Here is a 23,878-nt window from a genome sequence, read left to right as displayed (position 1 = left end):
CAGTGTTTTGCCCGTCGTGTCAAAAACTTCGGGAAATCAGGCGGAAACTTCAGCTGAAAAGATCAATGAAAACAACCCTCTGGCTACTGTGCATGGGGTTGTTTTCGCATTTTTAGCTAGCCTGCCGCATCACGGACCGCAGACGATCACGCCATACCAGCCGAGGCCGCGATAGGTTTCGTAGCCGGGCGTCGCATGGAAGGCGATCAGCCCACCGGTGCGGTCGTGGTAGAAGCCCGATCGCTGACCGTTCAGCGAGATCGAGATGCGCTCGCTGAGGATGCCCTGGCCGTCGGACGCCGCGATCACGCGGAAATTCGAATCGACCAGCAGAACGCGGGCCTTGTCGCTGTCGCCGACGCGCACGCCCTGCACGATGGCGCGGGCCTGCGGCTCCCAATCGAAATGGATGGCGAGCACGCCGATCGGCGCGCCGTTGGCCTGGCCGCCGGCGCGGACGCTGGCGCAATAGGTCGCGACCTGTGCGTTCGCGAGCAACGGCTGGTTCTCGACGTCGCCGGCAACGTAGTCGTCACCTGAGCGCAAGCCCTTTGCCTCGCGAAACCATCTGGTGTGCGCGACGTTCTGGCCGACGACGCGGAAGCGGTCGGCACGGCCGTTGGCGATGACGTTGCCGTCGAGGTCGCAGAGCCAGAGGTCGAGATAGACGGTGTAGGCCCCGAGGATCACGCCCAGGCGCTGCGAGGCGTGGGAGACGGCCGCAGCGTCGGGTGAGGCGGCGCAATCGACCACCGCGGAATCGGTCGCCCACCAGCGCACGTCGCAGGTTCGTTCATAGAGGTTGCGGTCGATCAGTTCGATTGCGTTCAGCGACAGATCCATCATGCGTTCGCCGCGCGAACGCTGGCTCATGCGCTCGATCGAGGAGACGAGATCGCCGGTCCGCTTCGTCAACTGGCTTTCGAGTTCGCGGGCGATGGTCTCGACCTGCTGACCGACGCCGCGCACCTCCTGCGCCACCACCGCAAAGCCCGCGCCTTGCGCGCCGGCGCGCGAGCTTTCGATCAGCGCGTTCAGCGCCAGCATCTTCATCTGGTTGGTGATCTGCTGGATCGACTTGGTCTTGTCGACCGCGATCTGGTTGACCTCCGCGGTCAGGCGGTTGATCAGCGCGGAAATGTCGGAATCGTCCTCAGCGGGTTCGGTGGCGATCGGCTTGGCCTTCAGACCCAGCGCAGTAGACATCGGGGGCTTCCCTTGGCAATGAGGTCTGATCTGCAACGAAACCGGACCAATCGCTGACAGATCGAATACAGTTCTTTTTCGAAGATTCCGCCTAACGCCTGCTTAATTTGCTGTTCCGCGGAATGCCCAAATGATAGTCAGTCGACGCGGCAAATCGGCAATCCACCGCTTTGTGCGGTGCGGAGATTGCAAATCCCTGAGGATTTCGGGTCAATCGTCCTGCAACGCCGGACCGACGCCATACCGCCGATTGCAGGTTCCTCAAACCGACTGCAACCCATGACGCCGCCCGCAACAGCCTTGCCCGTCGAATCGCCCCAGGCCTTCCTCGGCGTCGCGCGCTCGTTGACCGACAAGCTCTGGCGCGATCGGCTGGATGCGCGCGGCTCGGCCCAGGCCCTCGCGATCGTGCAGCGGCACCAGCTTCCCGAACTGCTCGCCCGGGTGCTGGCCGGCCGCGGCGTCGACATCGACGCGGTGCCCGACTTTCTCGATCCGACCATCCGCAAGCTCATGCCGGACCCGTTTACCGTGACGGAGATGGAGGCCGCGGCGAAGCGGATCGCGGATGCGGCGATGAAGGGCGAGAAGGTCGCGATCTTCGGCGACTACGACGTCGACGGCGCGACCTCGGCGGCTTTGCTCACCTGGCACCTGCGCCATTGCGGGCTCGATCCGCTGATCCACATTCCCGACCGCATTTTCGAGGGCTATGGCCCCAACGTCGAAGCGGTCCGCGGGCTGGCGGCCAAGGGCGCCACGCTGCTCGTCACCGTCGATTGCGGCACCACCAGCATCGAGCCGCTGGCGGAAGCCAAGCGCCTCGGCATGTCCGTCGTCGTGATCGACCATCACCAGGCCGGCACCGAGCTGCCGGCGGTCGATGCGCTGGTCAATCCGAACCGGCTCGACGATCTCTCCGGCCTCGGTCATCTCGCCGCGGTCGGGCTCGTGTTGGTGACGCTGGTTGCGGTCAATCGCGAACTGCGCCAGCGCGGTTTCTGGAATGCGGAAATGCCCGAACCGGATCTGCTCGGCATGCTGCACCACGTCGCGCTCGGGACGGTTGCCGACGTCGCGCCCCTGATCGGCCTCAACCGCGCTTTCGTCGCCAAGGGGCTGATCGCGATGCGGCGGCGCGACCATGTCGGCCATACCGCGCTGATGGATGTGGCGCGGTTGAACGGGCCGCCGGAGGCTTGGCATCTCGGCTTCATGCTGGGGCCGCGCATCAATGCCGGCGGCCGCATCGGCCGGGCCGATCTCGGCGTGCGGTTGCTGCTCGAAGGCGACAGCGTCGAGGCCGCGCGGATCGCCGCCGAACTCGACCGCCTCAACGGCGAGCGGCGCGTCATCGAACAGGCCGCCGAAGCGCAAGCCGAAGCCGAGGCGCTGGCCTCGATCGGGCTGGAGGACAAGCTCGGCGTCATCGTCACGGCGTCCGAGGGCTGGCACCCCGGCGTCGTCGGCCTCGTTGCCTCCCGGCTGAAGGAAAAGTTCTCGCGGCCCGCTTTCGCCATTGCGCTCGAGCCGGGCGGCATTGGTACCGGATCGGGCCGCTCGATCGCAGGCGTCGACATCGGGAAAGCCGTGCGGCAGGCGGTCACTGACGGCATTCTGCTGAAGGGCGGCGGCCATGCGATGGCCGCGGGCGTGACGCTCCGGAAAGAGAAGCTCGCCGAATTTCGCGCCTATCTCGAGAACGCGCTGGCGCGGGACGTCGCCGAGGCGCGCCACGTCAACGAGCTCTATATCGACGGCGCGGTCTCCGCGCGCGCCGTGACGACGGAGCTTGCGGCGACGCTGAACCGTGCCGGTCCGTTCGGCAGCGGCAATCCGGAAGCCGTACTGGCGCTCCCGGCACATCAGCTCGTGTTTGCCGACGAGGTTGGGCAGGCCCATCTACGTCTGCGCTTCAAGTCGGGTGACGGCGCCATCGTCAACGGCATCGCGTTCCGCTCGATCGGCCAGAAGCTCGGCAACGCGCTCCTTGCCAACCGCGGCCAGCAACTGCATGTCGCCGGCTCGCTCTCGGTCGATCGCTACCAGGGCGCCGAGCGGGTGCAATTCCGTGTCATTGACGTCGCGGTACCGGACCAGGGGCCATCCGTGATTAGATAACGCAAGATCTGACGCGATAAACTGGGCACGCGTTTGCGCGGGATCATGCGGCAGACAATAGGTCGCCCAAGTAACAAAAAAAAGGAGTGAACATGGCAGGGCAGGTTGAGGGCAAGGTCGCGCTGGTGACCGGTGGCGCCTCGGGTATCGGCGAGGCCATCGTCGAGCTGTTCGCGCGCGAAGGCGCGACCGTCGTCATCACCGACATCGATGAGCTGCGCGGGCCCGAGCTCGCCCAGCGCGTGACAAAAGCCGGCGGCAAGGCGATCTTCCTGGAGCAGGACGTCACCAGCGAGGAGCGCTGGATCGACATCGTCAGCGACATCGCCAAGCGCTATGGCCGGCTCGATATTATGGTCTCCAATGCCGGCATCGGCATCGCCGTGCCCTCGATCGTCGACATGACGCTCGCCGACTGGCGCAAGCAGAACGCGATCAATCTCGACGGCGTATTTCTCTCGGTCAAGCATTGCCTGCCACTGATGCGCAAGCATGGCGGCGGTTCGATCGTGATGATGTCCTCGCTCGCGGGCCTGCGCGGCGCGCCGGGCCTGTCGGCCTATTCGGCGACCAAGGGCGGCGTGCGGCTGTTCGCCAAGTCGATCGCGATGGAATGCGCGGCGGCCGGCGACGGCATCCGGGTCAATTCCGTGCATCCCGGGATCATCGACACCCCGATCTGGGGCAAGATCCCGACCGGGGCGACCGGTGCCGGCCAGAACGCGCCGATCGATCCCGAGGAGCGCGCCAAGGTCGCAACCCCGCTCGGCCGCGCGGGACAGGCTGCCGAGATCGCCTCGGGCGTGCTGTATCTGGCCTCCGATGCCTCGCGCTACGTCACAGGCAGCGAGCTCGTCATCGACGGCGGCATGAATGCCGGCGGCGTGCCGCGGCGGGCCTGAGCGCGCAGGGCAGGGTGGCACGCGCAGGGGCTGACGCGCAGGCGCAGCCCTTGTACAAGGCGGACAGCTTTCGACCGACAGAGGTGTCCATCGCCATGGCGCACAGCCTTCACGCTTCTTCACCCGCGCCCGCCCCATTCCGCTCGAACCGGCCGGACCTCGCCACCGATGCGATCCGCACCGCGCGCGAGGATCTCGCCGCCTGCTTCCGCATGGCGGCGCGCAACGGTTTCGAGGAGGGCATCTGCAACCACTTCTCGGCCGTCGTGCCCGGCCATGACGATCTGTTTCTCGTCAATCCCTATGGCTATGCCTTTCGCGAGATCACGGCCTCGAAGCTGCTGATCTGCGATTTCCACGGCAACGTGCTCGACGGAGAGGGCGTGCCGGAGGCGACCGCGTTCTACATCCACGCCGAGATGCACAGGTTGCTGCCGCGCGCCAAGGTCGCGTTCCACACGCACATGCCCTATGCGACGGCGCTGTCGATGACCGAAGGCGAGCCCTTGATCTGGGCCGGCCAGACCGCGCTGAAATTCTACGGCCGCACCGCGGTCGACCGCGACTACAACGGCCTCGCGCTCGACAACCGCGAGGGCGCGCGGATCGCCTCGGCGGTGGGTGACGCCGATATCGTCTTCATGAAGCATCACGGCGTGATGGTGCTGGCCCCGACCATCGCGGAAGCCTGGGACGATCTCTATTATCTCGAGCGCGCCGCCGAGGTGCAGGTGCTGGCAATGTCGACGGGACGGAACGTGCTGCCGGTCGATCCTGCGATCGCGGCCGAAACCTACCGGCAGATGCGTGAGGGCGATTCCGAATCCGCCCGGCTGCATCTCGCCGCGATCCGCCGGCAACTGGATGCGGAAGAGCCGCAGTACCGGCACTGAACTGGTCGTCATTCCGGGCTCCCGACAAGGGGCGCCCCGGAATGACGGCAACCTACGACCCCTGGCGCAGCTTCGCCAGCACCTTCAACCCGCCATAACCGTCCGCAGGCGCAATCCCCGCGCGCTGCTGGAAATCCTTGATCGCCTTCATGGTGTCGTTGCCGACCCGGCCGTCGGTACCGCCGGTGTCGAAGCCGGCTTTTGTCAATCGCGTCTGCATCTCCTGCACCTCGGCGAGCGTCAGCGCGCGCTCGGAGCCGGGGAAGGGCTGGATGAAGGGCGGTCCGCCGAGGCAGCGGTCGCCGAGATGGCAGATCGCCAGCGCATAGTTCATGGAAGGGTTGTAGCTCTTCACCGAGTAGAAATTCGGTCCCAGCAGGAATGTCGGTCCGCCAGCGACAGGCGTCCACATTTGCGCGGATGCGTTCGGCTGCGGGAACGGCTGGCCGTCGGCGCGGGTGACGCCGGAAGATGCCCAGGCCGCATAGGTGCGGCTGCCGCTCATATTGCCTGATGCCCGCACCTCGTAGCCCCAATGCTCGCCGCGATGCCATTTGCCGCGGTTGACGAGATATTTTGCAGTCGAGCCAAGTGCGTCGTCGGGCTTTCCGAAGGGGGAGACCTTGCCGTCGCCGTCATAGTCGATGCCGACGTTGAGCCAGACTTCCGGCATCCATTGCGAATGGCCCATCGCGCCGGCCCAGGAGCCCTGCATCTGCTCCGGCGTGCTCCAGCCCTTGTCGACGATGCGCAGCGCGTTGATCAGTTCGGTCTCCCAATAGGCCTTGCGGCGCGGTTCGTTCCAGGCGAGCGCGGCGAGGGAGGGAAACACCGGCGTCATGTGGTTCTGTTGCACCAGCGGATCGCCATAGGCGGACTCGACGCCCCACAGTGCCAGCAGCGTGCCGCGCTCGACACCGAAGTCCCGCTCGATGCGCGCCAGCAGCGCCTCGTTGTTCTTCAGCGCGATCTTGCCGTTGATGATGCGCCAGTCGGAGACGCGGCGGTTGATGTATTGCCAGACCTGTTCGTGAAATTCGGGCTGGCTGCGCATCTGCTTGAACACGCTCATGTCGGGCTCGACCCGTGCCATCGCGCGCTGCCAGGTCGCGGCCGAAATGCCCTTGGCTATCGCCCGTGCGCGAAAGCTTTCGCGCCATTCGTCGAAGCCCGGCGGTGCTGCGAGGACGCCCGCGGGTGTCGCGAGGACAGCGGCCGCGCCGAGCACGGACTTCAGCACTGTGCGGCGGGTGTGATGGGCCGAGGAATCAGCTTGTTTCATGGATCTAGTCTAGCTCGAAACATGGCCGCTGTGAGCCGGTTCCGGTTTCGCTGGAATAGGCCGTTCATGCGGAACAAAGTGTCGCAGTCCCGCATTCCCTCCCCATGACAACGAGGAGGACAAGATGAGGAAATATCTGTTTGCCGCCGCCATGGTGACCGCCATTGCAGCCCCTGCATTCGCCGATGAAGTTGGTGTCCACGTCGGCCCGGTGGGTGCCGGCGTGACGGTTGGCCAGTCGCCGGACTATCGCGTCCGCGAGCGTGACCGCACAACGGTCATCCGGGAACGCGAGCCGTCGAGCCGCACCACCGTGATCAAGAAGGAAGATGAGTACGGCAATCGCAGCAAGACCGTGATCCATCACGACAACGACTGACGGAATTTGGCCCCGGCCCGAGCGCCGGGGCCAATCCTTTGATCGAGAATCGGGGTGGAATGAAGATACGCGCGCATGCGGAGAGCCATGTCGTCGAACTCGACGACGGATCGCAATGGCAGATCTTTCCCGGCGATCTCGCAACGACACTGAGCTGGAAGCCCGAGACCGATCTGCACCTGGAGCCGAGTGGCGACCGGGTAAGTTCGCATGTGCTGGTGAATGCCACCGACAACAGCCGCGTACGGGTGATCGCGGCGGACGGGACCTGGGTCGATGGTGACGTTAAGAACGTTTTGAAGGGCGGTTAGCCGGCTCCCGCGCTTCCCGAATATTCCCGACTTTTAAGCCTGTCGTTTTACGGTCGGTTCGCTTCCGTCTGCGTAAGATGCGGCATGCGGGAGCTTTTCGACATCATCCGTGCCAATCCCTGGCCCTTCGGCGCCGGGCTCCTTGTGGTCGTCCTGATGATCATCGCCGAGAATTTCGGCCGAGGTATTCAGGGCGGCGGTGACGGCGGTTCGAGCGGCGATTTCCCGGATGCCGGAGGGGGCGACGGGGGAGGTGGCGACTGATCCTCGCCTAGTCCTCCTGCAACTCCGCCGCGACATTGGCGAGCCAGCGGCGAATGCTCGCCTCGGCCTTGGCGTCGAGCCCGCCAGCCAGACGTTTCTCCAGCGCGATCACGCGTTCCCTGCACGCTTTCAACAACGTCGTTCCCCGCTTGGTCAGCGTCCATTGCTGGATACGGCCGTGGACGGGATGAGGCGTCATCAGAATCGCACCGTCACGCTCGAGATTGCGGATGATGACCCCGACCGTTTGCGGTGTGAGGAAAGTGAGACGGGCCACGTCGGCGCCCGACAGGCCCGGATAGGCATTCAGCATCGTCAGCACTGCAAATTGCGGCGACGTCACGCCGAGGTCTGCGAGCGTCCGCTCCATCGTCAGGCGGACCGCGGCATGGGCCTGGCGCAGGAGATAGCCGAGATAGCCTTGCTCGCCGCGCTTGCCTTCTCCCGGGGCGGGCACCTGCACGGGAGCAGGCTCGGCGCTTTCGCCCCGGTATTTCGATCTCGTGATATTCGGTACCTTGCGCAACATATAAGTGCTCTTATAAGATGTAAGCCATCTTACAATAGACGAGGTGGACGGCAATGTCACATGCCCGCAGTGAATATGAGGAGTTCAAGCGGATCGCGCCCGATGCGTATGATCTGGTGCTCGCGCTGGGTCAGCTTGCGGCCAGGGCCGGCCTCGACAAGCAGCTTCTCGAGCTCGTCAAGCTGCGCGCCTCGCAGATCAACGGCTGTGCCTTCTGCGTGCAGCACCATGTCCTGTTGTCGGAACGGATCGGCGTTCCCGTCGACAAGCTCCATCTGGTCGCGGTCTGGCGCGAGGCGCCGATCTTCTCGCCGCGCGAGCGCGCCGCGCTGGCCTGGGCCGAGGCGCTGACCTTGTTGCCCGACGGCGTCAGCGAGGAGATCTATGCCGAAGCTGCCCGGGAGTTCTCCGAAACCGAGCTGATTTACCTGACCTCGGCGGTCGCCTCGATCAACGTCTGGAACCGTTTTGGCGCGGCGTTTCGCTGGACGCCGGCGCCGCGGCCGGTGGCCGCGAATGCTGCAGCATCCTGACCGGCACAAAGGGAGGTTAAGATGACAGCAATGAGTCTATCTGCCGTACAGCGGCCGGCGCCGTCACGTTCGACGGCGCTTGCCGTCGTCGCAGGACTTGCCTGCGCATTTGCGATCGGCAAAACGCTGCCGCTGACGATGGATGCCGTCTCCGGCGCGCTGGCGCCGCTCTGCGCCACGGCGGAGGAGAGCTCGCCGCTCGACAAGGTCGAACCGATCGAATCCTACGCCTTGCCGAATGTGCCGGGCAAGCGCGTCACCATCGTACGCGTGACCTATGGACCGGGCGGGTTCTCACGCCCGCATCGTCACGCAGGATCGGTGACCGCCTACATCACCAAGGGCGAGATCCGCTCCCAGCTCGGCGGCGGTCCTGTCGAGACGTTCGGCGTCGGCCAGTCCTTCTTCGAGCCGCCAGGCTCGACGCATCTGGTCTCGGCCAACGCGAGCACGACTGAGCCCGCGGAATTGATCGCGGTGTTCGTGGCCGACGAGGGCGCGCAGCTCACGACGTTGCTCGAATAGCCGATAGCCTTCAGGCGTGCCGCAAGCCCTTCACCCGCTTCCATGCCGGCGAGAGACCGTATTGGACTGCCGGAATCGCAACCGCGCCGACGATCAATCCAACGATCCCTGAGATGGCCGCCTCGACCGACCATTCGACGATGCCGGCAACGAAGGGCAGAGCGTGTGCGGCAGCCTCGGTTGCAGCGTGGACCATGCGGCCGACCACGGGGGGACCGTATTTCTCGATGCCGTGCAGGATGATGCCGCCGCCAACCCAGATCATGGCGGCGGTGCCGATGGCACTCAGCACCGCCAGGAAGATAGGCATGCCGCGGACGAGTGCGCGTCCAAGCGAGCGGATCGCTGCGCCAATAAAGGAGGCCCCGTCGTAGCGCGCAAGGGCCACGCCGGCATCGTCGGCCTTCACGATCAGGGCCACCACGCCGTAGACCCCGACCGTGATACCGAAGCCGACCAAAGCCAGCACCAATGCCTGGGTCCAGATATTGCCTGCGGGAATGGCCGCCAGCGTGATCGCCATGATCTCCGCCGACAGGATGAAATCCGTCTTGATGGCGCTCGCGACCTTTTCGTCCTCGACCGACCTGGCATTCGCCGCCATCGGCCGGAGCTGAGCCTCGTGGTGCGCATGGTGCGGCATCACGGCTTCGAGCACCTTCTCCGCGCCCTCGTAGCAGAGAAAGGCTCCGCCCAGCATGAGCAGCGGGGTTACCGCGGTTGGAAGGAAATATCCGAGCAGCAGGGCAACGGGCAGCAGGATCAGCAATTTGTTGCGCAGCGATCCGACCGCAATCTTGCCGACGATCGGCAGTTCGCGCTTTGCGGCAAAACCGATGACGTAGTTCGGCGTGACGGCTGCGTCGTCGATGACCACGCCGGCCGCCTTTGCACCCGCTTTGGCAGCCTGACCCGCCACGTCGTCGAGCGAGGCCGCTGCCACCTTTGCAATCGCCGCGATATCGTCGAGAAGGCCAAGCAGTCCGACACTCATTAACCCGATCCCTTGTTCGTTCGAGCCAGCGGTGTCCGCGACTGCATATTGCTGTGCCCCTTGTTTGGAGGCGAGCAAGCTCTCAATTCTCTTCGCCGCCTGACCCCTCGCGCAGGTCTGGCTTCATCACGTCCTCGGGCAGCGCATGGGCGACCGGCTGCGCCGTGACTGCGATCTCCGGGCCGACCTCGCGGCCGCGGGCGCGGATCAGGCGTTCGTAGGCAGAGACCAGCGTGACGTAGGGGCTGACCCAGATCCAGCCCTCGCGCGTGAACACCTGCACGTCGAAATGCAGATGCATCGAGGTGCCGGCGGGATGGTCGAGATAGTTCGAGATCACACCGATCTTCTCGCCTTCGGTCACGAGGCGACCATTGAGCACGCCATCGGCGTTCATCGCATGCGGGTTCATGTGCATGTAGCGGAAGCGGATGTGCTCGGTGCGGCTGTTGACCTGAAGCGTCGCGGCCTGGTCCTTGAACGTGCGGATCACGATGGCATCGCGCACGGCGACGACGGCGCGCTGCTTGGGATCGCAGGGCTCGCGGCCTTCGCCGGGCGGCGGGCAGTCGGCGGCGCGGATGTCCTCGCCCTGATGGCCGTAACCGCCCGCGCATTGCCACACCTCGAAACTGCGGGACTCGCAGAAATTGTCGCGCCAGGGATAGGCGGTCGTGCTCTCACTCTTCTCGCGCTTGGCATAGGATTGCGAGCGGACGAAGGCGGGCGCCTTTTCGAGCGGAAAGCGGATTTGTGCATAGGCCATGGCGTCGGGATGGCCGCCCTGCTTGCGATAGCCGGTGTTCGGGATGATGTCGCCGCTCGGCCGGTAGCTGAAATCCGGTGAACGCCCAGCCGGACGATCGAGGATGTTGGAGGCGATGTCCGTCAATGGCCGCATGCGCTGGCCGCCGGCGACGCGCAGGGCCTTCAGGAAGCGCTCGGCGACCGGAGAGGCTTCCTTGCAAGCCAGCCGCCGCGGCTTGGCGACGCTGTCGAGGCACTGGATCGACACCACATAGGCGACGCCGAAACGGCTGAAGGCGTAGCGCACATAGCCTTCCCGGATGAACCTGCGCAGGTCCGGGTAGGTTGTCGCGAGCGGCTTGATTGGGTCGCCCTTGCCGCCGGCGGGATCGGCGATGTCGTAGACCAGCGCCGAGCCCGTGATCTGCACTTCGACTGGCCTTGTGAACACCCGGGCCGGCATGCCGTCGCCGGCGCCGGGCTCGAGCGAGAAGGTCGCGCTGTAGCCGGCGGGGCCGGCATCGAACATGTCGACGGGATTGAAGTCCGCCTGGTAGCGCGACAGCGCGAGCGTCGTGGGCGCGCCGCCGCGCTGCGCTTCGAGGTAAGCGGCGGCATCGAACGGCAGCAGCACGGGCACGGGACTGCGGGTGATGCCGGCAAAGAAACGCGAGGAAACCGCGTTGAGCTGCACCAGTGCCGGTGTCGCGCGCGGATCGTAGCGCGGCACCGAACGGCGAGGTGCAAAGACGAAATCGCCCGCGACCCTGGGGCGGCTGTTGATCTCGGTGCGGAGCTGGTCGAGCGCTGCGCGCCAGTCGACGCGCAGAGCCGTGAGCGAAGGGCTGCGGAATTCATCCGCAGCGAGCGACGTGGCAATGAGGAGCGAAAGCGACGCCAGAAGCAGCGAGACGAAGCGGAAACCCTTCCCAACCACTGTCTCGCCCCCCGGCGGCACCTGTTGCGCTCGCTCTGTTCCCCGTCAGTCCTTGGCGCGTTCGGAGTAGGAGCCGTCTTCGGTCATCACCACGATGCGGGTGCCGACCGCGATGTGTGGCGGCACCGTGGTGCGCACGCCGTTGGAGAGCACCGCAGGCTTGTAGGAGGACGAGGCGGTCTGGCCCTTGGTCACCGGCTCGGTCTCGACCACTTCCAGCGTGACGCGCTGGGGCAGCGCGAGAGAGACCACGTTGACGTCGTGGGTCGACAGCTTGACGGTCATGTCCGGTTGAAGATAGGAGGCCGCGTCGCCGACGACGTCCTTGGAGACCTGGACCTGATCGTAGGTCTCCGGGTTCATGAAGTGGTAGCCGTCGCCATCTTCATACAGGAAGGTGTAGTTGCGCTCTTCGATGGTGGCCTTTTCGACCTGGTCGGTGGTCTTGTAGCGTTCGGAGATCTTTACCCCGTCCGAGATTCGGCGCATTTCGATCTGGCTGACGGGGGTGCCCTTGCCGGGATGGATGTTCTCGGCGCTCACGACGACATAGAGCTTGCCGTCTTGCTCGATCACGTTGCCCTTGCGAATAGAACTGGCGATGACTCTCAAAGCTATATTTCCTGCTTGCTTGGCCCGGCACCGGCCAGGACGTGATCAAATTGATGGGGGACCTGGGGCCTCAAATCAGACCGCGGCACCCGTTTCGGGCCGCAACATACTGATTTTGCCGTTAGATGCCAGCATTTTGCTCGGACCTGGGGCGGTCGGGTAATGGCTGGGGACAAGCCTATCTCACCGTTCTGGTCGCCCGGGCGGCACCTTGATCGCCGGCCGTTCCTGCAGGCCAGGGGGGTCATTACTGGGTCCCTCAGGGGCTTTTTTGCCGAGCAGGGGTTCGTGGAGGTCGAAACCTCCATCCTCCAGGTCTCCCCGGGCAACGAGACCCATCTGCACGCCCCCCGGACCGAGATCATGCGGCCGGACGGCAGCCGAGCCAGCCGATATTTGCGGACTTCGCCCGAATTCGCCTGCAAGAAGCTGCTGGCGGCGGGCGAGACGCGGATTTTCGAGCTCGCCCGGGTGTTCCGGGACCGTGAGCGCGGCGACCTGCATCTGCCCGAATTCACCATGCTGGAATGGTATCGGGCGGGCGCCTCCTACGACGCCATCATGGCCGATTGCGTCGTCGTCATCGCCCGCGCCGCGCAGGCGACCGGCATCGGGACCTTCTCGTTCCGCGGCCGGACCGCCGATCCGTTCGCCGAGCCCGAGCTCCTGACGGTCGGGGGCGCCTTCGAACGGTTCGCAGGCATCGACCTGCTGTCGACAATCAGGGACGGCGAGGGTAACCGTGCCGCGCTGGCCGAGGCGGCCAGCGGCAAGGTCCGTGTGGCCGGGGACGACACCTGGTCGGATATCTTCAGCAAGGTCCTGGTCGAGCATGTCGAGCCGCATCTGGGGCAGGGGCGTTTGACCATTTTGTTCGAATACCCATCTCCGGAGGCGGCGCTGGCACGGGTGAAGACTGACGATCCCAGGGTCGCCGAGCGCTTCGAGGTCTACGCATGCGGCGTCGAGCTCGCCAACGGCTTTGGGGAACTGACCGATGCCTGGGAGCAGCGAAAGCGCTTCACGGAATCGATGACGGAGAAGCAGCGCCGCTACGGCGAAGCCTATCCGCTCGACGAGGATTTTCTGGCCGCGGTCGCCGCAATGCCGGAGGCGAGCGGTGTCGCGCTCGGCCTCGACCGGCTGGTGATGCTGGCGAGCGGCGCATCGCGGATCGATCAGGTGGTTTGGACGCCACCTGCAAATGAAGAATCTTTCGAGACATGACGAAAACGAACCTTGCACGCACTCTGCGCGAGCCGGCTGAGCTCGTCGCCGAAGGTCTGGCGCCCGCAGCAGCGCTGCCGGCGCTCGAACGCGTTGCCGCACGCTATGCCGTGGCAATCACGCCGGCGCTGGTCGAACTGATCGATAAGTCCGATCCCGACGATCCCATCGCCCGTCAGTTTGTTCCGAGTGCAAGCGAATTGGAGATGCAGCCGGGCGAGGATGCCGATCCGATCGGAGATCATCCGCACTCGCCGGTATCCGGCATCGTGCACCGCTATCCCGATCGCGTGTTGTTCAAGCTGGTTCACGTCTGCGCGGTCTATTGCCGCTTCTGCTTCCGCCGCGAGATGGTCGGCCCCGGCAAGGAGAATGCGTTGTCGGACAGCGCCTATCGCGCGGCGATCGACTACATCCGTTCGCATCACGAGATATGGGAAGTGATCCTGACCGGCGGCGATCCGCTGATGCTGTCGCCGCGCCGAATGGGCGAGATCATGGCCGAACTCGCGGCGATCGATCACGTCAAGGTCATCCGCCTTCACACGAGGGTGCCGGTGGCCGATCCCGCGCGGATCAGCGAGGAGATGGTCGCGGCGCTGAAGGTCGAGGGTGCGACGACGTGGGTGGCCGTGCATGCCAACCATGCGCGGGAATTGACGGGAACGGCGCGCGCCGCCTGCGCGCGGCTCGTCGATTCCGGCATTCCGCTGGTGAGCCAGTCCGTGCTTTTGCGCGGGGTCAATGACAACATCGCCGCTCTGTCGGATTTGATGCGAGCTTTCGTCGAATGCCGGATCAAACCCTATTATCTGCATCACGGCGATCTCGCGCCGGGCACCGTGCATTTGCGAACGACACTGGCCGAGGGACAGGCTTTGATGCGCCAGCTGCGCGGGCGGGTGTCGGGGCTGTGTCAGCCCGACTATGTCATCGACATTCCCGGCGGCGCCGGCAAGTCGCCGGTCGGACCGAATTACGTGTTGGCGGAGCAAAATACCGCACCTGACGCGCGTGATGCCGACACCGAAACGCGCTATCGTATCGTCGATTATTGCGGCGACGTTCATCTCTATCCGCCCGAGACCTGAGCGGTGAAAGCGGCGACGCTGGTTTGAGGAATGGAGGAGAGACATGAAGAAGATCATCGTGGCAGCATCGCTCGTGGTCTTGCTCGGTGGCGCGGCGGTCGCGCAGACCGGGAGCAAGGGATCAACGTCAGGCGGCGCGACGTCCGGACAGTCGTCGGGCTCTCTACCGCCTGCACCCGTCGGTCATCGTCAGCCGCGAGCCGGCGACGTCCCGAATGAGAAGAATTTGAGCGATCCGAACGATCCGCTCAGCAAGGAAAACCAGGCGCTCGACAAGAAGATCAAGAGCATCTGCCGCGGCTGCTGAGGCTCAACCTCTCCCCGACGGGTAGAGGTCGATACCAAGCCCGCGATCGACGCTTCGCCCTATGCCGACCGCTCGTGCAGGCCTGCACCGCGGAGGTTGCGGCGGACTTCCACCGCGTCAGCAAGCTGCTCGAGCACGGTCGCGGTGGCGGCCCAATCAATGCAGCCATCGGTGATGCTCTGGCCGTAGACGAGCGGCTTGCCCGGCACGACGTCCTGGCGGCCGGCAACGAGATTGCTCTCGATCATCACGCCCATGATGCGGCCTTCGCCGCCGGAGATCTGGCCCGCGATGTCGGCCGCCACAAGCGGCTGGTTCTCGGGCTTCTTGCTCGAATTGGCGTGGCTGGCATCCACCATCACCAGGGGTGCGACGCCGGATTTGGTCAACTCGTTGCAGGCGGCCGCGACGCTTGCCGCGTCGTAGTTCGGCTTGCTGCCGCCGCGCAGGATGATGTGGCAGTCCTCGTTGCCCGCGGTCGAAGCGATCGCCGAGCGGCCGAGCTTCGTCACCGCCATGAAGTGATGCGGATGCGAGGCCGACTTCACGGCGTCTGCTGCGATCCGCACATTGCCGTCGGTGCCGTTCTTGAAGCCGACCGGACAGGACAGGCCCGAGGCCAGCTCGCGATGGATCTGGCTCTCGGTCGTGCGCGCGCCGATCGCGGCCCAGGACACGAGGTCGGCGATGTATTGCGGCGTCGTCATGTCGAGGAATTCCGTGCCGGCGGGCAGGCCGAGGTTGTTTACCGCCGACAGCACGTTGCGCGCCAGCCGCAGGCCCTTGTTGATGTCGAAGCTGCCGTCCAGATCGGGATCGTTGATCAGGCCCTTCCAGCCAACGGTGGTGCGCGGCTTCTCGAAATAGACCCGCATCACGATTTCGAGCTGGTCGGCGAGCTCTTCGCGCAAGCTCGCCAGGCGCTCGGCATATTCGAGCGCGGCCTTGGGGTCATGCACAGAGCAGGGGCCGACAACGACCAGCAGGCGGTCGTCCTGGCCGGCGAGAATGGCGTGGATGGCGTTGCGTGAGGCCATCACCACGCGCGTCGCGGTGAGCGTGCGCGGGACTTCCCGCATCACCTCTTCCGGCGTGCTCAGCTCTTTCAGTTCGCGGATACGAAGATCGTCGGTCGTGCTCAGCACGGCGGGCTCCTGTTTGTTTCGAACCTGCCGGCCAATAAAAAAGCCGCCAGGTCTGGCGGCTTGTTCGGACGTTTGCTTCAATATTCAGATTGAGCGCGATCCTCCTGCCGCCAGCGAGCTGTCGTAGCTAAAGTACCAAAAATAGCTGGTGGCGACGGTGATCATGGAGCGGCATATAGCGCGCCATCGGCGGGTTGTCACCCCCCAATCGGCACGGCAGGTGACGAGGCGGGTCAGGTGTTGCTGTTGCGCGCCGCCAGCGCCATGCCAATCAGGCTGGCGCCGCCGAACAGGAGGTTGATACCGACGAGGACTCCGATGGCCCATTCCGCCGAGCTCGGCAATCCCGTGATGACCATGAAGGAGATCGCGATGTCGACGAGGCCCGAGATCAGAAGCCACGACCAGCGGCCGCTGAGCTCGCGGCGGTGCTCCAGCGCGTACATGATGGTGGTGACGCCCTCGGCCAGGAAGTAGGCGCCGACCACGATGGTCAGCGTCAGCACGGCCTGCATCGGCCGGGCCAGCAGCAGCAGGCCGGCAAGCACGGCGAGCGCCGCCGAGATCAGCGACCACCAGAATCCCGGCGTGCTGCGCGCCCAATAAGTCACGATCAATCCGCCGATACCGCTGATCAGGAACATCCAGCCAAGGAAGATCGTGATCGCAAGGCTTGCGAGCGGCGGCAAGATGAGCGCCGCGACGCCGAGAATTGCGAGCAGGATGCCCTCGAACAGGAAGGCCTTCCAGTGGGTCTTGACCGTCCGGCTCATCATGGATTGCAGCCGTGATAGATCTTCGGGCGACGTCATCGGCAGGCTCCAGGTCGAAAGGTCAGCGCTCAATGTAGTACGCGCGCGGCGCGCTAGCCATCCCGCGGCTCACCCGCCGCCGGGCGCCGAGGAAAAACCTTCCGCGCTGGTGCGGATGCGGTTTCTGCCGAGAACATAGATCGCCGTTGTGACAATCAGAAGCGCCAGGCCGAGCAGGATCGAGACGAAACCGATCGGGATCAGGGCCAGTGTCAGATTGCGCTCGGGGTTGATGAGCCAGTGATGGATCGAGGTCAGCACGAAGGCCAGCCCGAGAAAGCCGACGCCGCCGCCGGCAAGCAGCAGCGCCCACATCCGCCGGAGCTGGCTGAGCCGCTCCCGCGCGACGTCGGTCCGGGGGGCGTGGTGGCGGGCGACGCGCCGGACCAGGCGGATCGCGAAGGCGATCGAGCTGAAGCCGATCAGGAGGCTGGCGGCGCCGAGCCACATCCGCAGCGTCGGATCGAGGTCGGGCATTCTTTGCAGGGTCAGCAGCGGAAAGTCGAAGGCTGAATGCAGCGCGAGCGGGCCGGCGAGCATCAGCAGGCGGCTGGAGAGGCGGGCCCAGTCGCGGTGGTGGCGGTTCGCGCCGAGCGCCGTGCCGGCGCGCGCGATCGTCAGGTAAGCGCCCGCAATGATGCCGAGCGCGCCGTGGAACGGCACGGTCAGGACGCTGCGCAAGGCGGCCAGCGAGCGCCACATCTCGGCGTGCTGAACCAGATAAGCCAGGTTCTCGTAAGCGGCGAAGCCGAGTCCGACCGCGGCACCGTAGACCACGGTATCCATCGGATTGGCAAAGGTCCGCCGCTTGGTCGAGGAGATCACCACGATGGCGATCACCTTGACGGCTTCCTCGGGCAGCGCGACGCCGAAGATCGAATGCATGGCAAGGGCCGCCCAGGGGTCGTCGGGGGCTGCGACCATCCTGGCGAAGGGCGCGCGGGCGAGGCCCAGCAGCGAAATGCTGGCCGCCCCGAGCAGGAACGCGGTCCAGACCTGGGCCGGCGGGCCAGGGCGCTCTTCGGCGGCGATGACAAGCCACAGCATCAGCAGCGCCGGGGCGATGGCGGCCGTTCCGATGACGGTGGGCAATGCTTCAATCAGGTACATCGGCGCCGAAAATAGGTTCCCTTGATCCGCTTATCTACATTCACCGATGCGACCATCTGTCATGCGCCTGCTGTCGGCTGGCTTAATGGACGCGATAGCTTCCGTTCATCTGCAGTCGCCCGTGGAGGCAAAATACACGCGCAATCAATTGCATGACAGCACCAGTTCGTCATCCACGGCAACGACAGCCCGACGGAGGTCGGGGCGCGATTGGCGAGCTGGATCAAAGAAGTGCGCAAGTTTCTTCGATTCACCACGCAGCCGCGCGCAAGATTGGCCAGCTAGCTGCGCTTCGTTGGTCCCCGACGGGGCGGTGAGGCGATCCGGCGCGTCCGCGTCTGCTCCAACTCCCAGAAGACGCGTACCAGGCACCCGCCGAGGCAGAACACGATCAGTAACAGCAGGAAGGCCTGGTCCACGGCGGGGATGTGTATCATGGCGAAGATAAAGCAACGCCCATGCCATGCGTTCCAGCAACTGCCGGCGTTTTCCGCATTCAATGCGTGGTGAACGGCGGCGGCGCGCTGGGGGCGACGTCGAAGGCGCCGAGATGGAATTCCTCGCCAGGGGACGCATCCGGCCGACCCGGTTGCACCAGCAGCGTGAACGCGGCCTGCGGGTAAAGCTTCCAGATCTCCAGATCGCCGGCGGTGATGGTGAGCCAGCCGAACGTGTACATGTAGCGTCCGGGCTCGGTGACCCGACCGACCCTGTCCCAGGTGATCTTGTCGACTGTGATCTTATCAAGCGTAACTGCCATTCGGTCCCCCGATCGCAGGTCTGCAATGACGTCCGGCCCCAAGGTACAAACCAAGGCGCAGACCTTCAAAAGCTGATCCCGCAATGGGGCCGCGATAGGGCAGCGATGCGGAGGCAAGACGGCCTGGCGGTGGCCGCTGCCTGCCGATTCAACGCGCCGTCGAGGCCGCCTCTGCTTCGGCCGCCCGCTCCAGCTGTCGGTGCGAGGCGTGGAAGACGTCGTGGACGAGGCCGATCTTCTCCATGCCCAGGATGATCAGGCCGTTGAGATCGATCTCCCACCAGGCGTGCGAGATGTAGGCGTCCCGCGGGAAGCGGTGATGGTTGTTGTGCAGGCCCTCGCCGAAGGTGAGGATCGTGGTCACGAACTCGTTGGTCGAGGCGTCATCGACCTCGAAGCGGCGATAGCCGTAGGCGTGGCAGACCGAGCCGGTGAGCTGGCTGGTGAGGATCAGCAGATAGGCGCGGAGCAGGCCGGAGAACAGCACGCAGCCGATCATGCCGTGCACGCCGCCGAAGGTGTAGCCGATCACGCCGGGAATGAAGACGGCCGACATCCCGTACCAGACCCAGCGCGTGCGCACGAAGAACATCGCGATCGGATCGGCGAGGATGTCCTTGGCGTAGTATTCGTTGTCGGTGGTCGCCTGGTCGAACACCCAGCTTCCCTGGGCGTGCAGGAAGCCCTTGAGCGCGCTGACATAACGATTGCCGAAGCCGTCGAATTGTGGGCTGTGGGGATCGCCGACGTCATCGGCGTAGAGATGATGGCGGCGGTGGTTGGCGACCCATTTCGCGATCGAGCCCTGGATCGCCATCTGGGCGATGGCGCAGAAGAACACGCGCATGATCGGGCCGGTGCGGAAGCTGCGATGGACGAACAGGCGGTGCATGCCGGCGCCGATGCCGAATGTCGTCAGCGCGAACATCCAGGCGAACGTGAACAGCTCGACCTTGCCGACGCCTTGCGTCACGGCCCAGACGATGCCGGCGACCGCGCCGACATAGAGGATGCCGAGCAGGAGATAGCTCTCGCGCAGCTTGGCCTGGACCAGAGGTCCTTCGGTGACGACGCCGGGGGGAAGCTGCGGCTTGGACGTAACGGGCGCGTTCGGGGCGATCTCGGCCGGGGCGAACTCGGCGTCGGCGATGGACATTCCAGGACTTCCGATACTCGGGGCCCGCAGTGATTGCGGACGTGCTGGGCCACACCCTACCGTGCGAGCGATGCCACCTCCAGTATTTAGTTAAGGAAAGGTTAAAATCGACGCGCCGGCTTCAGGCCGACTGCTGCAGCGGCGAGCGTACGATGAGCCGGACGAGGTCGTCCCGCGACTGCTTTTCGGCGAATTTGACCGCAAAGCCGTTGTCGAATTTGCGGATGACCCGCCCGACGCAGGCGCCGACGGCCAGCGGGGTTCCGACCGGTGGGTCGTACTCGCAGGAGATCGCCACCCCCGCCGTGGAGACGTCGATGATGAAGCAGGAATAGGTGTGGCCATCGGCGAGCGTCAGGACGGTATGCGAGACCTGCGGAACGAAACGTGCGTCGCGCCGCAGTTCCTTGACGCTGTCGTCCTTCTGCTTCTTCTCGAGCCAGGTGAGCTTTTCCGACATCCAGGCGCGCCGCGCGCGCGTCATGTCGAGCTCCATCAGGAAACCCGACTTCATCGTCGCGCTGATCGTGCACTGGAATTCGCCGAAATCCTGGAAATAGGAGGTGAGGCGCTCACCGACCTTGCCGACGACGGGCACGTCCACGATCATGCGGAAGGGCGATACGCGCTTGGTGCGGCAGGCGAAGCTGCGCAGCTTGCCCTCGCAATCGTACCAGCGGGGCAGCGAGTAGCTGCCGCTTACCGTGACGTCCACTGCTCGTTGCCTGAGGAATTCTGCGACGGACATGCGGGCCAATCGTGTTTCGGATTATTTCCGTAATTCCACGGTAGCGGTCAAATTCTAAGCAAGTGATACCCGCGCTCAGGAGCAGGGGTAAATTTCCGGTAAATGCGTGCCTCGGTCGCGTAGCCGAAAACGCGGCAAAAGGACCCGTTGGGTTGCAGGCCGTATCACAAGCTCGTCAATGAGGGCTCAGTGCCTCAATGAAGCAACGAGGCGCCCCGGCAGTTAGAGAAATCCGAACAGCACCAGCAAAGCCAGCGTGCCCACGGCCAAGACGAGTTGGATCGCCATCCATGTCAGGCCGTTCGGGCTGATCTTCAATCCCAGCGGCAGCAATGCACGCCGCATCGCCAGCGCCGCGAGTGCTTCGGCGACGGCGAGCAGGAGTGCGATACCGGCGATGAAAGGCCATGACTTGGCCGGGGGCATCCATGGCGCGAGCCAGGCGGGCACAGAGCCTGTCAAGACGGGCAGCAACGCGAACCAGCCGAACCAGAATGCGGAGCGCTTGACGATTTCGGGGCCGATCGTTTCGGGCTCGAAGCGGATACCGATCGTAGCCAGCGCGCTTTCGATGCGCCCGGCGTCGGTCAGGACGACGAACGCGCCGAGATAGAGCGGAATGCGCGACTGGAAGAGGAGGGCGAGGATAGCGAACACGACGGCGTAGCCGATGACATCGCCGAGAATGTCCTTGGCGCTCGGGCCCGGCAGCCCAGGCGCGGCCGGTGCAGATTCCGGCTGGGGCTGCGGAAGCGATCTGGCGCGTGCCAGGTGCTCTAGCATTTTGGCGCGCCGGTCCGGCGAATATGGCGCCGTACGCCGCATCCATGCCGGTGGTGTGGTCGTCACCGAGGGGGTGCCGGAGTGGCCTTGCGTGGTCGACTTGCGCTGCTCCATGAGCCGGAACCAGGTCCTTCAATCCGTGACGCCATCGCGGCGGGCGAGGCGTCTGCTACCGGACGTTGGTCGGAGGCAAGGGCCAGCAAGGTTCATGATGAAAGAAGAACAACTTTCGCCCGCACAGCTACGCCAAGCTCAGGGCGGACTATCCCTGCATCATCGTCCGTTCGGCGGTGCTGCTCGATGCCGAAAATTCGATCGGACTGCTGGCGCTCAATCCGGACCATCGCGTGATCGAGGGAATCCACGGCTATGCCGTCGGGCTCGCCTACGCGAAGGTGCTCAGCAGCGTGCTGGAGCAGAGGGTGAGGGGAACCGGGGCTGCCTGGCGCTCCCTAGCGGAATCGAACCGCTCTCTCCACCGTGAAAGGGTGGCGTCCTAACCGATAGACGAAGGGAGCAAACGCAGGGCCCTGCCGATTTTGCCGGCATGGCCACTGGCCGGCCGAACAGGGCCCGGCGGCTTGCAGCGGGCGAACGTATAGTTGCCTTTCCGGCTCCGGGCAAGCCGTTCAGGAACGGTCTTTTCACCGGCAGTGGACAGCGCCGGACCCGGATCATTCGGAAGCAAATGCAACGGTTTTTTAGGGTTCCCTGCGTAGCGCTGTGAGGGGAGATTTTCCAATGCCACCGCCGAAAAAGCGCGCTAGCCGCAAGCTGCTGTCGCGGCAAGCCTGGATTACGCTCGACGGCGGTTTCGCCGTGCGGCAGTGCCTGGTTCAGGACATCTCGGATTCCGGCGCCAAGATCACGCTGGACGAGGACGCCAGCCAGCTCCCGGGCGTGATTCGGCTCGCCTTCGCACGCGACGCGCGGACCGGGCGGAGCTGCCAAGTGGTCTGGCGCCGCGGCAAATCCGCCGGCATCAAGTTCATCTGATCGCAGCCGCGGCCGCCCCGGTGGCGCGCGGCGCCGCTCCAGGCTAGAACGCCGCCATGCGCGCGCCGCTCCTCATCGTGATCTCGTTACTGGCCACACAAGCCGCGGCGACGGAGGCCCTTCGTCTTCCGCCGACGGAGCGGCAGCAGGCCGGCAAGGCGCTGCCGCTGAAGGGCGCGGCCGGGAAGGCACAAGCGGGCTCCTGCGCCAATTACGGTCCGCGCTTCGTCATGGTGGAGGGCACCGGGACCTGCGTGAAGATCGGCGGCTCGATCAGCATCGACACCACCGTCAGGCGCTAGAGCCGATGCCCCAGGATCTGCTGCGCCTCGATCTCATCGTTCCCGTGCTGATGTCCTGCGCGATGCTGTGGTGGGTCGGCCGCGGCCTGAGCTGGACGGCACGACTGGCGACCGCTGCGGTGACCTTGGTGCTGATCGCCTGCGTGCTGCTGGTCGAGCGGGGCTGGCGCTGAGCCAGAACTAAAAAATGCGAAAACAACCCCATGCACAGTAGCCGTCAAGTGCCGAGGTGACGCCGCAGGATTGCGCCGCAAGGCGGATTTATCGCGTTCTCACCGCAGCTTGCACAGCGCCGCCGGCTCACGACATCGGTGGCGCGACATGTTGTGCAAATCCGGCCCGTTTGCCGAGCTCGGCGAGCCAGCGCGTCAGATGCGGCTGGGCCGGCCGGGTGATGCCCTCGACGCCGAGCCAGCGTCGCGCATAGGAGCCGAGCGCGATGTCCGCGAGCGTGAACGCATCGCCGTCCATGAAACGGCGCGAGGAGAGCAGGCGGTCGGCGATCGCCCAGACCTCGGCGGCGGCATCGGCATCGCGCTGCACCTGGATCATGTCGCGCTCGGCGGGCGCCGTGCGCACGATGCCCCAGAACACCGGACGGTCGACCGGCTGCACGGTCGACAGCGTCCAGTCGAGCCAGCGGTCGACGGAGGCGCGGCTCTTCGGTGCCTCCGGGTAGATCGTCGTGCCGCTGCCATGCGCGAGGCAGAGATAGCGCATGATGGAGTTGGATTCCCACAGCACGAAGTCGCCATCGACCAGCGTCGGGATTCGCGCGTTGGGGTTCATCGCGAGATAGTCGGCCTCGCGGGTCTTGCCGTAGGCCATGCCGGCGTCGATGCGCTCATAGGGCAGGGCGAGTTCGGTCAGGCACCACAGCACCTTCTGTACGTTGACCGAATTGGCACGGCCCCAGATCGTGAGCTTAGTGTCAGGCATGAAGCGTCTCTCCCCGCGGCGTTGTCCTTTGCCGCGGGTGATAGCGGAATTTCCTCAAACGAGCGATGTGCGATTGCGGCGCGCCCCTCATGCAAAAAGCTCCGCCGGAGGCGGAGCTTCGTTTGCAAAACAAACTGGCCAGTTGAAGCTGTCGCTCAGCGGCCGAAGAACAGCCACAACAGAATGATGACCGGGATCGGCACGCCCAGCATCCACAACAGAAGTCCGCGTCCCATGATTTTCTCCTCCAATCGCATTGTCGGAGAG

At 65.0% G+C, this 23,878-nt stretch carries 28 protein-coding genes and 1 tRNA gene; 14 read left to right on the top strand and 15 right to left on the bottom strand.

Annotation, left to right across the window (positions count from 1 at the left end; all coding sequences use genetic code 11):
* Window positions 1–129: 129 nt before the first annotated feature.
* A complete protein-coding gene (locus tag C7G42_RS20895) occupies window positions 130–1,206 on the bottom strand; it encodes a methyl-accepting chemotaxis protein (RefSeq protein WP_106950831.1) in 1,077 nt (358 codons plus the stop codon).
* A 279-nt stretch (window positions 1,207–1,485) separates the two neighbouring features.
* Here C7G42_RS20895 and recJ point away from each other — a divergent pair, with 279 nt between their 5' ends.
* From recJ to C7G42_RS20880, 3 genes are all read left to right on the top strand, one after another.
* A complete protein-coding gene (recJ, locus tag C7G42_RS20890) occupies window positions 1,486–3,327 on the top strand; it encodes a single-stranded-DNA-specific exonuclease RecJ (RefSeq protein ID WP_106950830.1) in 1,842 nt (613 codons plus the stop codon).
* 92 nt (window positions 3,328–3,419) lie between these two features.
* Window positions 3,420–4,229, top strand: a complete 810-nt coding sequence (locus C7G42_RS20885; protein WP_199581041.1) for an SDR family NAD(P)-dependent oxidoreductase — start codon at window positions 3,420–3,422, stop codon at window positions 4,227–4,229.
* A 95-nt stretch (window positions 4,230–4,324) separates the two neighbouring features.
* Window positions 4,325–5,122 carry an aldolase gene (locus C7G42_RS20880; protein ID WP_162308529.1) on the top strand — a complete coding sequence of 266 codons (798 nt, stop codon included), beginning with the start codon at window positions 4,325–4,327 and terminating at the stop codon, window positions 5,120–5,122.
* Between the two features lie 52 nt (window positions 5,123–5,174).
* Here the strand turns inward: C7G42_RS20880 and C7G42_RS20875 are convergent, their stop codons facing one another.
* Entirely contained in the window at window positions 5,175–6,404 is a 1,230-nt protein-coding gene (locus C7G42_RS20875; RefSeq protein WP_106950827.1) for a lytic murein transglycosylase, read from the bottom strand.
* A gap of 124 nt (window positions 6,405–6,528) precedes the next feature.
* Here C7G42_RS20875 and C7G42_RS20870 point away from each other — a divergent pair, with 124 nt between their 5' ends.
* The 3 genes from C7G42_RS20870 (at window position 6,529) to C7G42_RS20860 (ending at window position 7,358) form a co-directional block, all read left to right on the top strand.
* Window positions 6,529–6,783 (top strand): hypothetical protein, encoded by a 255-nt coding sequence (locus C7G42_RS20870; RefSeq protein WP_106950826.1) that lies wholly within the window; start codon window positions 6,529–6,531, stop codon window positions 6,781–6,783.
* A 59-nt stretch (window positions 6,784–6,842) separates the two neighbouring features.
* The gene (locus C7G42_RS20865; RefSeq protein WP_106950825.1) at window positions 6,843–7,094 is read left to right on the top strand and encodes a hypothetical protein; all 252 of its coding nucleotides are present in this window, start codon (window positions 6,843–6,845) and stop codon (window positions 7,092–7,094) included.
* An 84-nt stretch (window positions 7,095–7,178) separates the two neighbouring features.
* Complete coding sequence (locus C7G42_RS20860; RefSeq protein ID WP_106950824.1) at window positions 7,179–7,358, top strand: hypothetical protein; 180 nt, start codon at window positions 7,179–7,181, stop codon at window positions 7,356–7,358.
* A 7-nt stretch (window positions 7,359–7,365) separates the two neighbouring features.
* Here C7G42_RS20860 and C7G42_RS20855 read toward each other — a convergent pair whose 3' ends face one another.
* Window positions 7,366–7,887: a MarR family winged helix-turn-helix transcriptional regulator gene (locus tag C7G42_RS20855; protein WP_106950823.1), complete on the bottom strand. Its 522-nt coding sequence runs from the start codon at window positions 7,885–7,887 to the stop codon at window positions 7,366–7,368.
* A 53-nt stretch (window positions 7,888–7,940) separates the two neighbouring features.
* Here C7G42_RS20855 and C7G42_RS20850 point away from each other — a divergent pair, with 53 nt between their 5' ends.
* Window positions 7,941–8,420: a carboxymuconolactone decarboxylase family protein gene (locus tag C7G42_RS20850; RefSeq protein WP_106950822.1), complete on the top strand. Its 480-nt coding sequence runs from the start codon at window positions 7,941–7,943 to the stop codon at window positions 8,418–8,420.
* A 21-nt stretch (window positions 8,421–8,441) separates the two neighbouring features.
* Window positions 8,442–8,945: a cupin domain-containing protein gene (locus C7G42_RS20845; RefSeq protein ID WP_106950821.1), complete on the top strand. Its 504-nt coding sequence runs from the start codon at window positions 8,442–8,444 to the stop codon at window positions 8,943–8,945.
* 10 nt (window positions 8,946–8,955) lie between these two features.
* On the opposite strand, the gene C7G42_RS20840 is transcribed toward C7G42_RS20845, so the two are convergent.
* The 3 genes from C7G42_RS20840 to efp all read right to left on the bottom strand — a co-directional run bounded on the left by C7G42_RS20840 (window position 8,956) and on the right by efp (window position 12,235).
* Window positions 8,956–9,939 (bottom strand): DUF808 domain-containing protein, encoded by a 984-nt coding sequence (locus tag C7G42_RS20840; RefSeq protein ID WP_106950820.1) that lies wholly within the window; start codon window positions 9,937–9,939, stop codon window positions 8,956–8,958.
* 82 nt (window positions 9,940–10,021) lie between these two features.
* Window positions 10,022–11,644: a peptidase M23 gene (locus tag C7G42_RS20835; RefSeq protein WP_106950819.1), complete on the bottom strand. Its 1,623-nt coding sequence runs from the start codon at window positions 11,642–11,644 to the stop codon at window positions 10,022–10,024.
* A 24-nt stretch (window positions 11,645–11,668) separates the two neighbouring features.
* Window positions 11,669–12,235, bottom strand: a complete 567-nt coding sequence (gene efp, locus C7G42_RS20830; protein ID WP_028161298.1) for an elongation factor P — start codon at window positions 12,233–12,235, stop codon at window positions 11,669–11,671.
* A 162-nt stretch (window positions 12,236–12,397) separates the two neighbouring features.
* Here efp and epmA point away from each other — a divergent pair, with 162 nt between their 5' ends.
* Genes epmA through C7G42_RS20815 form a run of 3 tightly spaced genes read left to right on the top strand, consistent with a single transcriptional unit; the run spans window position 12,398 to window position 14,860 of the window.
* The gene (gene epmA, locus C7G42_RS20825; RefSeq protein ID WP_106950818.1) at window positions 12,398–13,462 is read left to right on the top strand and encodes an EF-P lysine aminoacylase EpmA; all 1,065 of its coding nucleotides are present in this window, start codon (window positions 12,398–12,400) and stop codon (window positions 13,460–13,462) included.
* Complete coding sequence (locus C7G42_RS20820) at window positions 13,459–14,553, top strand: lysine-2,3-aminomutase-like protein (RefSeq protein WP_106950817.1); 1,095 nt, start codon at window positions 13,459–13,461, stop codon at window positions 14,551–14,553. The genes epmA and C7G42_RS20820 overlap by 4 nt, the downstream gene beginning before the upstream one ends.
* Before the next feature lie 43 nt (window positions 14,554–14,596).
* A complete protein-coding gene (locus C7G42_RS20815) occupies window positions 14,597–14,860 on the top strand; it encodes a hypothetical protein (protein ID WP_106950816.1) in 264 nt (87 codons plus the stop codon).
* Between the two features lie 59 nt (window positions 14,861–14,919).
* Here C7G42_RS20815 and C7G42_RS20810 read toward each other — a convergent pair whose 3' ends face one another.
* The 8 genes from C7G42_RS20810 to C7G42_RS20775 all read right to left on the bottom strand — a co-directional run bounded on the left by C7G42_RS20810 (window position 14,920) and on the right by C7G42_RS20775 (window position 21,892).
* Window positions 14,920–16,005 carry a 3-deoxy-7-phosphoheptulonate synthase gene (locus C7G42_RS20810; protein WP_106950815.1) on the bottom strand — a complete coding sequence of 362 codons (1,086 nt, stop codon included), beginning with the start codon at window positions 16,003–16,005 and terminating at the stop codon, window positions 14,920–14,922.
* 233 nt (window positions 16,006–16,238) lie between these two features.
* Window positions 16,239–16,817 (bottom strand): HdeD family acid-resistance protein, encoded by a 579-nt coding sequence (locus C7G42_RS20805; protein WP_106950814.1) that lies wholly within the window; start codon window positions 16,815–16,817, stop codon window positions 16,239–16,241.
* Window positions 16,818–16,886: 69 nt separating this feature from the next.
* Window positions 16,887–17,927, bottom strand: a complete 1,041-nt coding sequence (locus C7G42_RS20800) for a PrsW family glutamic-type intramembrane protease (RefSeq protein WP_106950813.1) — start codon at window positions 17,925–17,927, stop codon at window positions 16,887–16,889.
* Window positions 17,928–18,423: 496 nt separating this feature from the next.
* Complete coding sequence (locus tag C7G42_RS35385; protein ID WP_199581040.1) at window positions 18,424–18,687, bottom strand: hypothetical protein; 264 nt, start codon at window positions 18,685–18,687, stop codon at window positions 18,424–18,426.
* 148 nt (window positions 18,688–18,835) lie between these two features.
* Complete coding sequence (locus C7G42_RS20790) at window positions 18,836–19,843, bottom strand: acyl-CoA desaturase (RefSeq protein ID WP_106950812.1); 1,008 nt, start codon at window positions 19,841–19,843, stop codon at window positions 18,836–18,838.
* Window positions 19,844–19,964: 121 nt separating this feature from the next.
* On the bottom strand, window positions 19,965–20,591 hold the full coding sequence (locus C7G42_RS20785; RefSeq protein WP_106950811.1) for a PilZ domain-containing protein: 627 nt from the start codon (window positions 20,589–20,591) through the stop codon (window positions 19,965–19,967).
* 222 nt (window positions 20,592–20,813) lie between these two features.
* Window positions 20,814–21,488 (bottom strand): hypothetical protein, encoded by a 675-nt coding sequence (locus C7G42_RS20780; protein WP_106950810.1) that lies wholly within the window; start codon window positions 21,486–21,488, stop codon window positions 20,814–20,816.
* A gap of 329 nt (window positions 21,489–21,817) precedes the next feature.
* A tRNA-Glu gene (locus C7G42_RS20775) sits at window positions 21,818–21,892 on the bottom strand.
* 223 nt (window positions 21,893–22,115) lie between these two features.
* Between C7G42_RS20775 and C7G42_RS20770 the strand changes: the two genes are divergently transcribed.
* Genes C7G42_RS20770 through C7G42_RS20760 form a run of 3 tightly spaced genes read left to right on the top strand, consistent with a single transcriptional unit; the run spans window position 22,116 to window position 22,845 of the window.
* Window positions 22,116–22,370 carry a PilZ domain-containing protein gene (locus tag C7G42_RS20770; protein WP_106950809.1) on the top strand — a complete coding sequence of 85 codons (255 nt, stop codon included), beginning with the start codon at window positions 22,116–22,118 and terminating at the stop codon, window positions 22,368–22,370.
* A 56-nt stretch (window positions 22,371–22,426) separates the two neighbouring features.
* Window positions 22,427–22,672 (top strand): hypothetical protein, encoded by a 246-nt coding sequence (locus C7G42_RS20765; protein ID WP_106950808.1) that lies wholly within the window; start codon window positions 22,427–22,429, stop codon window positions 22,670–22,672.
* A 5-nt stretch (window positions 22,673–22,677) separates the two neighbouring features.
* Window positions 22,678–22,845 (top strand): hypothetical protein, encoded by a 168-nt coding sequence (locus C7G42_RS20760; RefSeq protein ID WP_106950807.1) that lies wholly within the window; start codon window positions 22,678–22,680, stop codon window positions 22,843–22,845.
* A gap of 127 nt (window positions 22,846–22,972) precedes the next feature.
* Here the strand turns inward: C7G42_RS20760 and C7G42_RS20755 are convergent, their stop codons facing one another.
* Entirely contained in the window at window positions 22,973–23,611 is a 639-nt protein-coding gene (locus C7G42_RS20755) for a glutathione S-transferase family protein (RefSeq protein ID WP_106950806.1), read from the bottom strand.
* Between the last annotated feature and the right edge of the window lie 267 nt (window positions 23,612–23,878).

Source organism: Bradyrhizobium sp. MOS003 (assembly GCF_003020125.1).
GTDB lineage: Bacteria > Pseudomonadota > Alphaproteobacteria > Rhizobiales > Xanthobacteraceae > Bradyrhizobium.
This window is presented reverse-complemented; position numbering and strand designations above follow the sequence as displayed.

Excerpts from the sequence above, each read along its gene's own strand:
- C7G42_RS20895 (WP_106950831.1), bottom strand. The coding sequence starts at position 1,206 with ATGTCTACTGCGCTGGGTCTGAAGGCCAAGCCGATCGCCACCGAACCC.
- recJ (WP_106950830.1), top strand. The coding sequence starts at position 1,486 with ATGACGCCGCCCGCAACAGCCTTGCCCGTCGAATCGCCCCAGGCCTTC.
- C7G42_RS20885 (WP_199581041.1), top strand. The coding sequence starts at position 3,420 with ATGGCAGGGCAGGTTGAGGGCAAGGTCGCGCTGGTGACCGGTGGCGCC.
- C7G42_RS20880 (WP_162308529.1), top strand. The coding sequence starts at position 4,325 with ATGGCGCACAGCCTTCACGCTTCTTCACCCGCGCCCGCCCCATTCCGC.
- C7G42_RS20875 (WP_106950827.1), bottom strand. The coding sequence starts at position 6,404 with ATGAAACAAGCTGATTCCTCGGCCCATCACACCCGCCGCACAGTGCTG.
- C7G42_RS20870 (WP_106950826.1), top strand. The coding sequence starts at position 6,529 with ATGAGGAAATATCTGTTTGCCGCCGCCATGGTGACCGCCATTGCAGCC.
- C7G42_RS20865 (WP_106950825.1), top strand. The coding sequence starts at position 6,843 with ATGAAGATACGCGCGCATGCGGAGAGCCATGTCGTCGAACTCGACGAC.
- C7G42_RS20860 (WP_106950824.1), top strand. The coding sequence starts at position 7,179 with ATGCGGGAGCTTTTCGACATCATCCGTGCCAATCCCTGGCCCTTCGGC.
- C7G42_RS20855 (WP_106950823.1), bottom strand. The coding sequence starts at position 7,887 with ATGTTGCGCAAGGTACCGAATATCACGAGATCGAAATACCGGGGCGAA.
- C7G42_RS20850 (WP_106950822.1), top strand. The coding sequence starts at position 7,941 with ATGTCACATGCCCGCAGTGAATATGAGGAGTTCAAGCGGATCGCGCCC.
- C7G42_RS20845 (WP_106950821.1), top strand. The coding sequence starts at position 8,442 with ATGACAGCAATGAGTCTATCTGCCGTACAGCGGCCGGCGCCGTCACGT.
- C7G42_RS20840 (WP_106950820.1), bottom strand. The coding sequence starts at position 9,939 with ATGAGTGTCGGACTGCTTGGCCTTCTCGACGATATCGCGGCGATTGCA.
- epmA (WP_106950818.1), top strand. The coding sequence starts at position 12,398 with ATGGCTGGGGACAAGCCTATCTCACCGTTCTGGTCGCCCGGGCGGCAC.
- C7G42_RS20820 (WP_106950817.1), top strand. The coding sequence starts at position 13,459 with ATGACGAAAACGAACCTTGCACGCACTCTGCGCGAGCCGGCTGAGCTC.
- C7G42_RS20815 (WP_106950816.1), top strand. The coding sequence starts at position 14,597 with ATGAAGAAGATCATCGTGGCAGCATCGCTCGTGGTCTTGCTCGGTGGC.
- C7G42_RS20805 (WP_106950814.1), bottom strand. The coding sequence starts at position 16,817 with ATGACGTCGCCCGAAGATCTATCACGGCTGCAATCCATGATGAGCCGG.
- C7G42_RS20800 (WP_106950813.1), bottom strand. The coding sequence starts at position 17,927 with ATGTACCTGATTGAAGCATTGCCCACCGTCATCGGAACGGCCGCCATC.
- C7G42_RS35385 (WP_199581040.1), bottom strand. The coding sequence starts at position 18,687 with ATGGCAGTTACGCTTGATAAGATCACAGTCGACAAGATCACCTGGGAC.
- C7G42_RS20790 (WP_106950812.1), bottom strand. The coding sequence starts at position 19,843 with ATGTCCATCGCCGACGCCGAGTTCGCCCCGGCCGAGATCGCCCCGAAC.
- C7G42_RS20785 (WP_106950811.1), bottom strand. The coding sequence starts at position 20,591 with ATGTCCGTCGCAGAATTCCTCAGGCAACGAGCAGTGGACGTCACGGTA.
- C7G42_RS20780 (WP_106950810.1), bottom strand. The coding sequence starts at position 21,488 with ATGGAGCAGCGCAAGTCGACCACGCAAGGCCACTCCGGCACCCCCTCG.
- C7G42_RS20770 (WP_106950809.1), top strand. The coding sequence starts at position 22,116 with ATGCCACCGCCGAAAAAGCGCGCTAGCCGCAAGCTGCTGTCGCGGCAA.
- C7G42_RS20765 (WP_106950808.1), top strand. The coding sequence starts at position 22,427 with ATGCGCGCGCCGCTCCTCATCGTGATCTCGTTACTGGCCACACAAGCC.
- C7G42_RS20760 (WP_106950807.1), top strand. The coding sequence starts at position 22,678 with ATGCCCCAGGATCTGCTGCGCCTCGATCTCATCGTTCCCGTGCTGATG.
- C7G42_RS20755 (WP_106950806.1), bottom strand. The coding sequence starts at position 23,611 with ATGCCTGACACTAAGCTCACGATCTGGGGCCGTGCCAATTCGGTCAAC.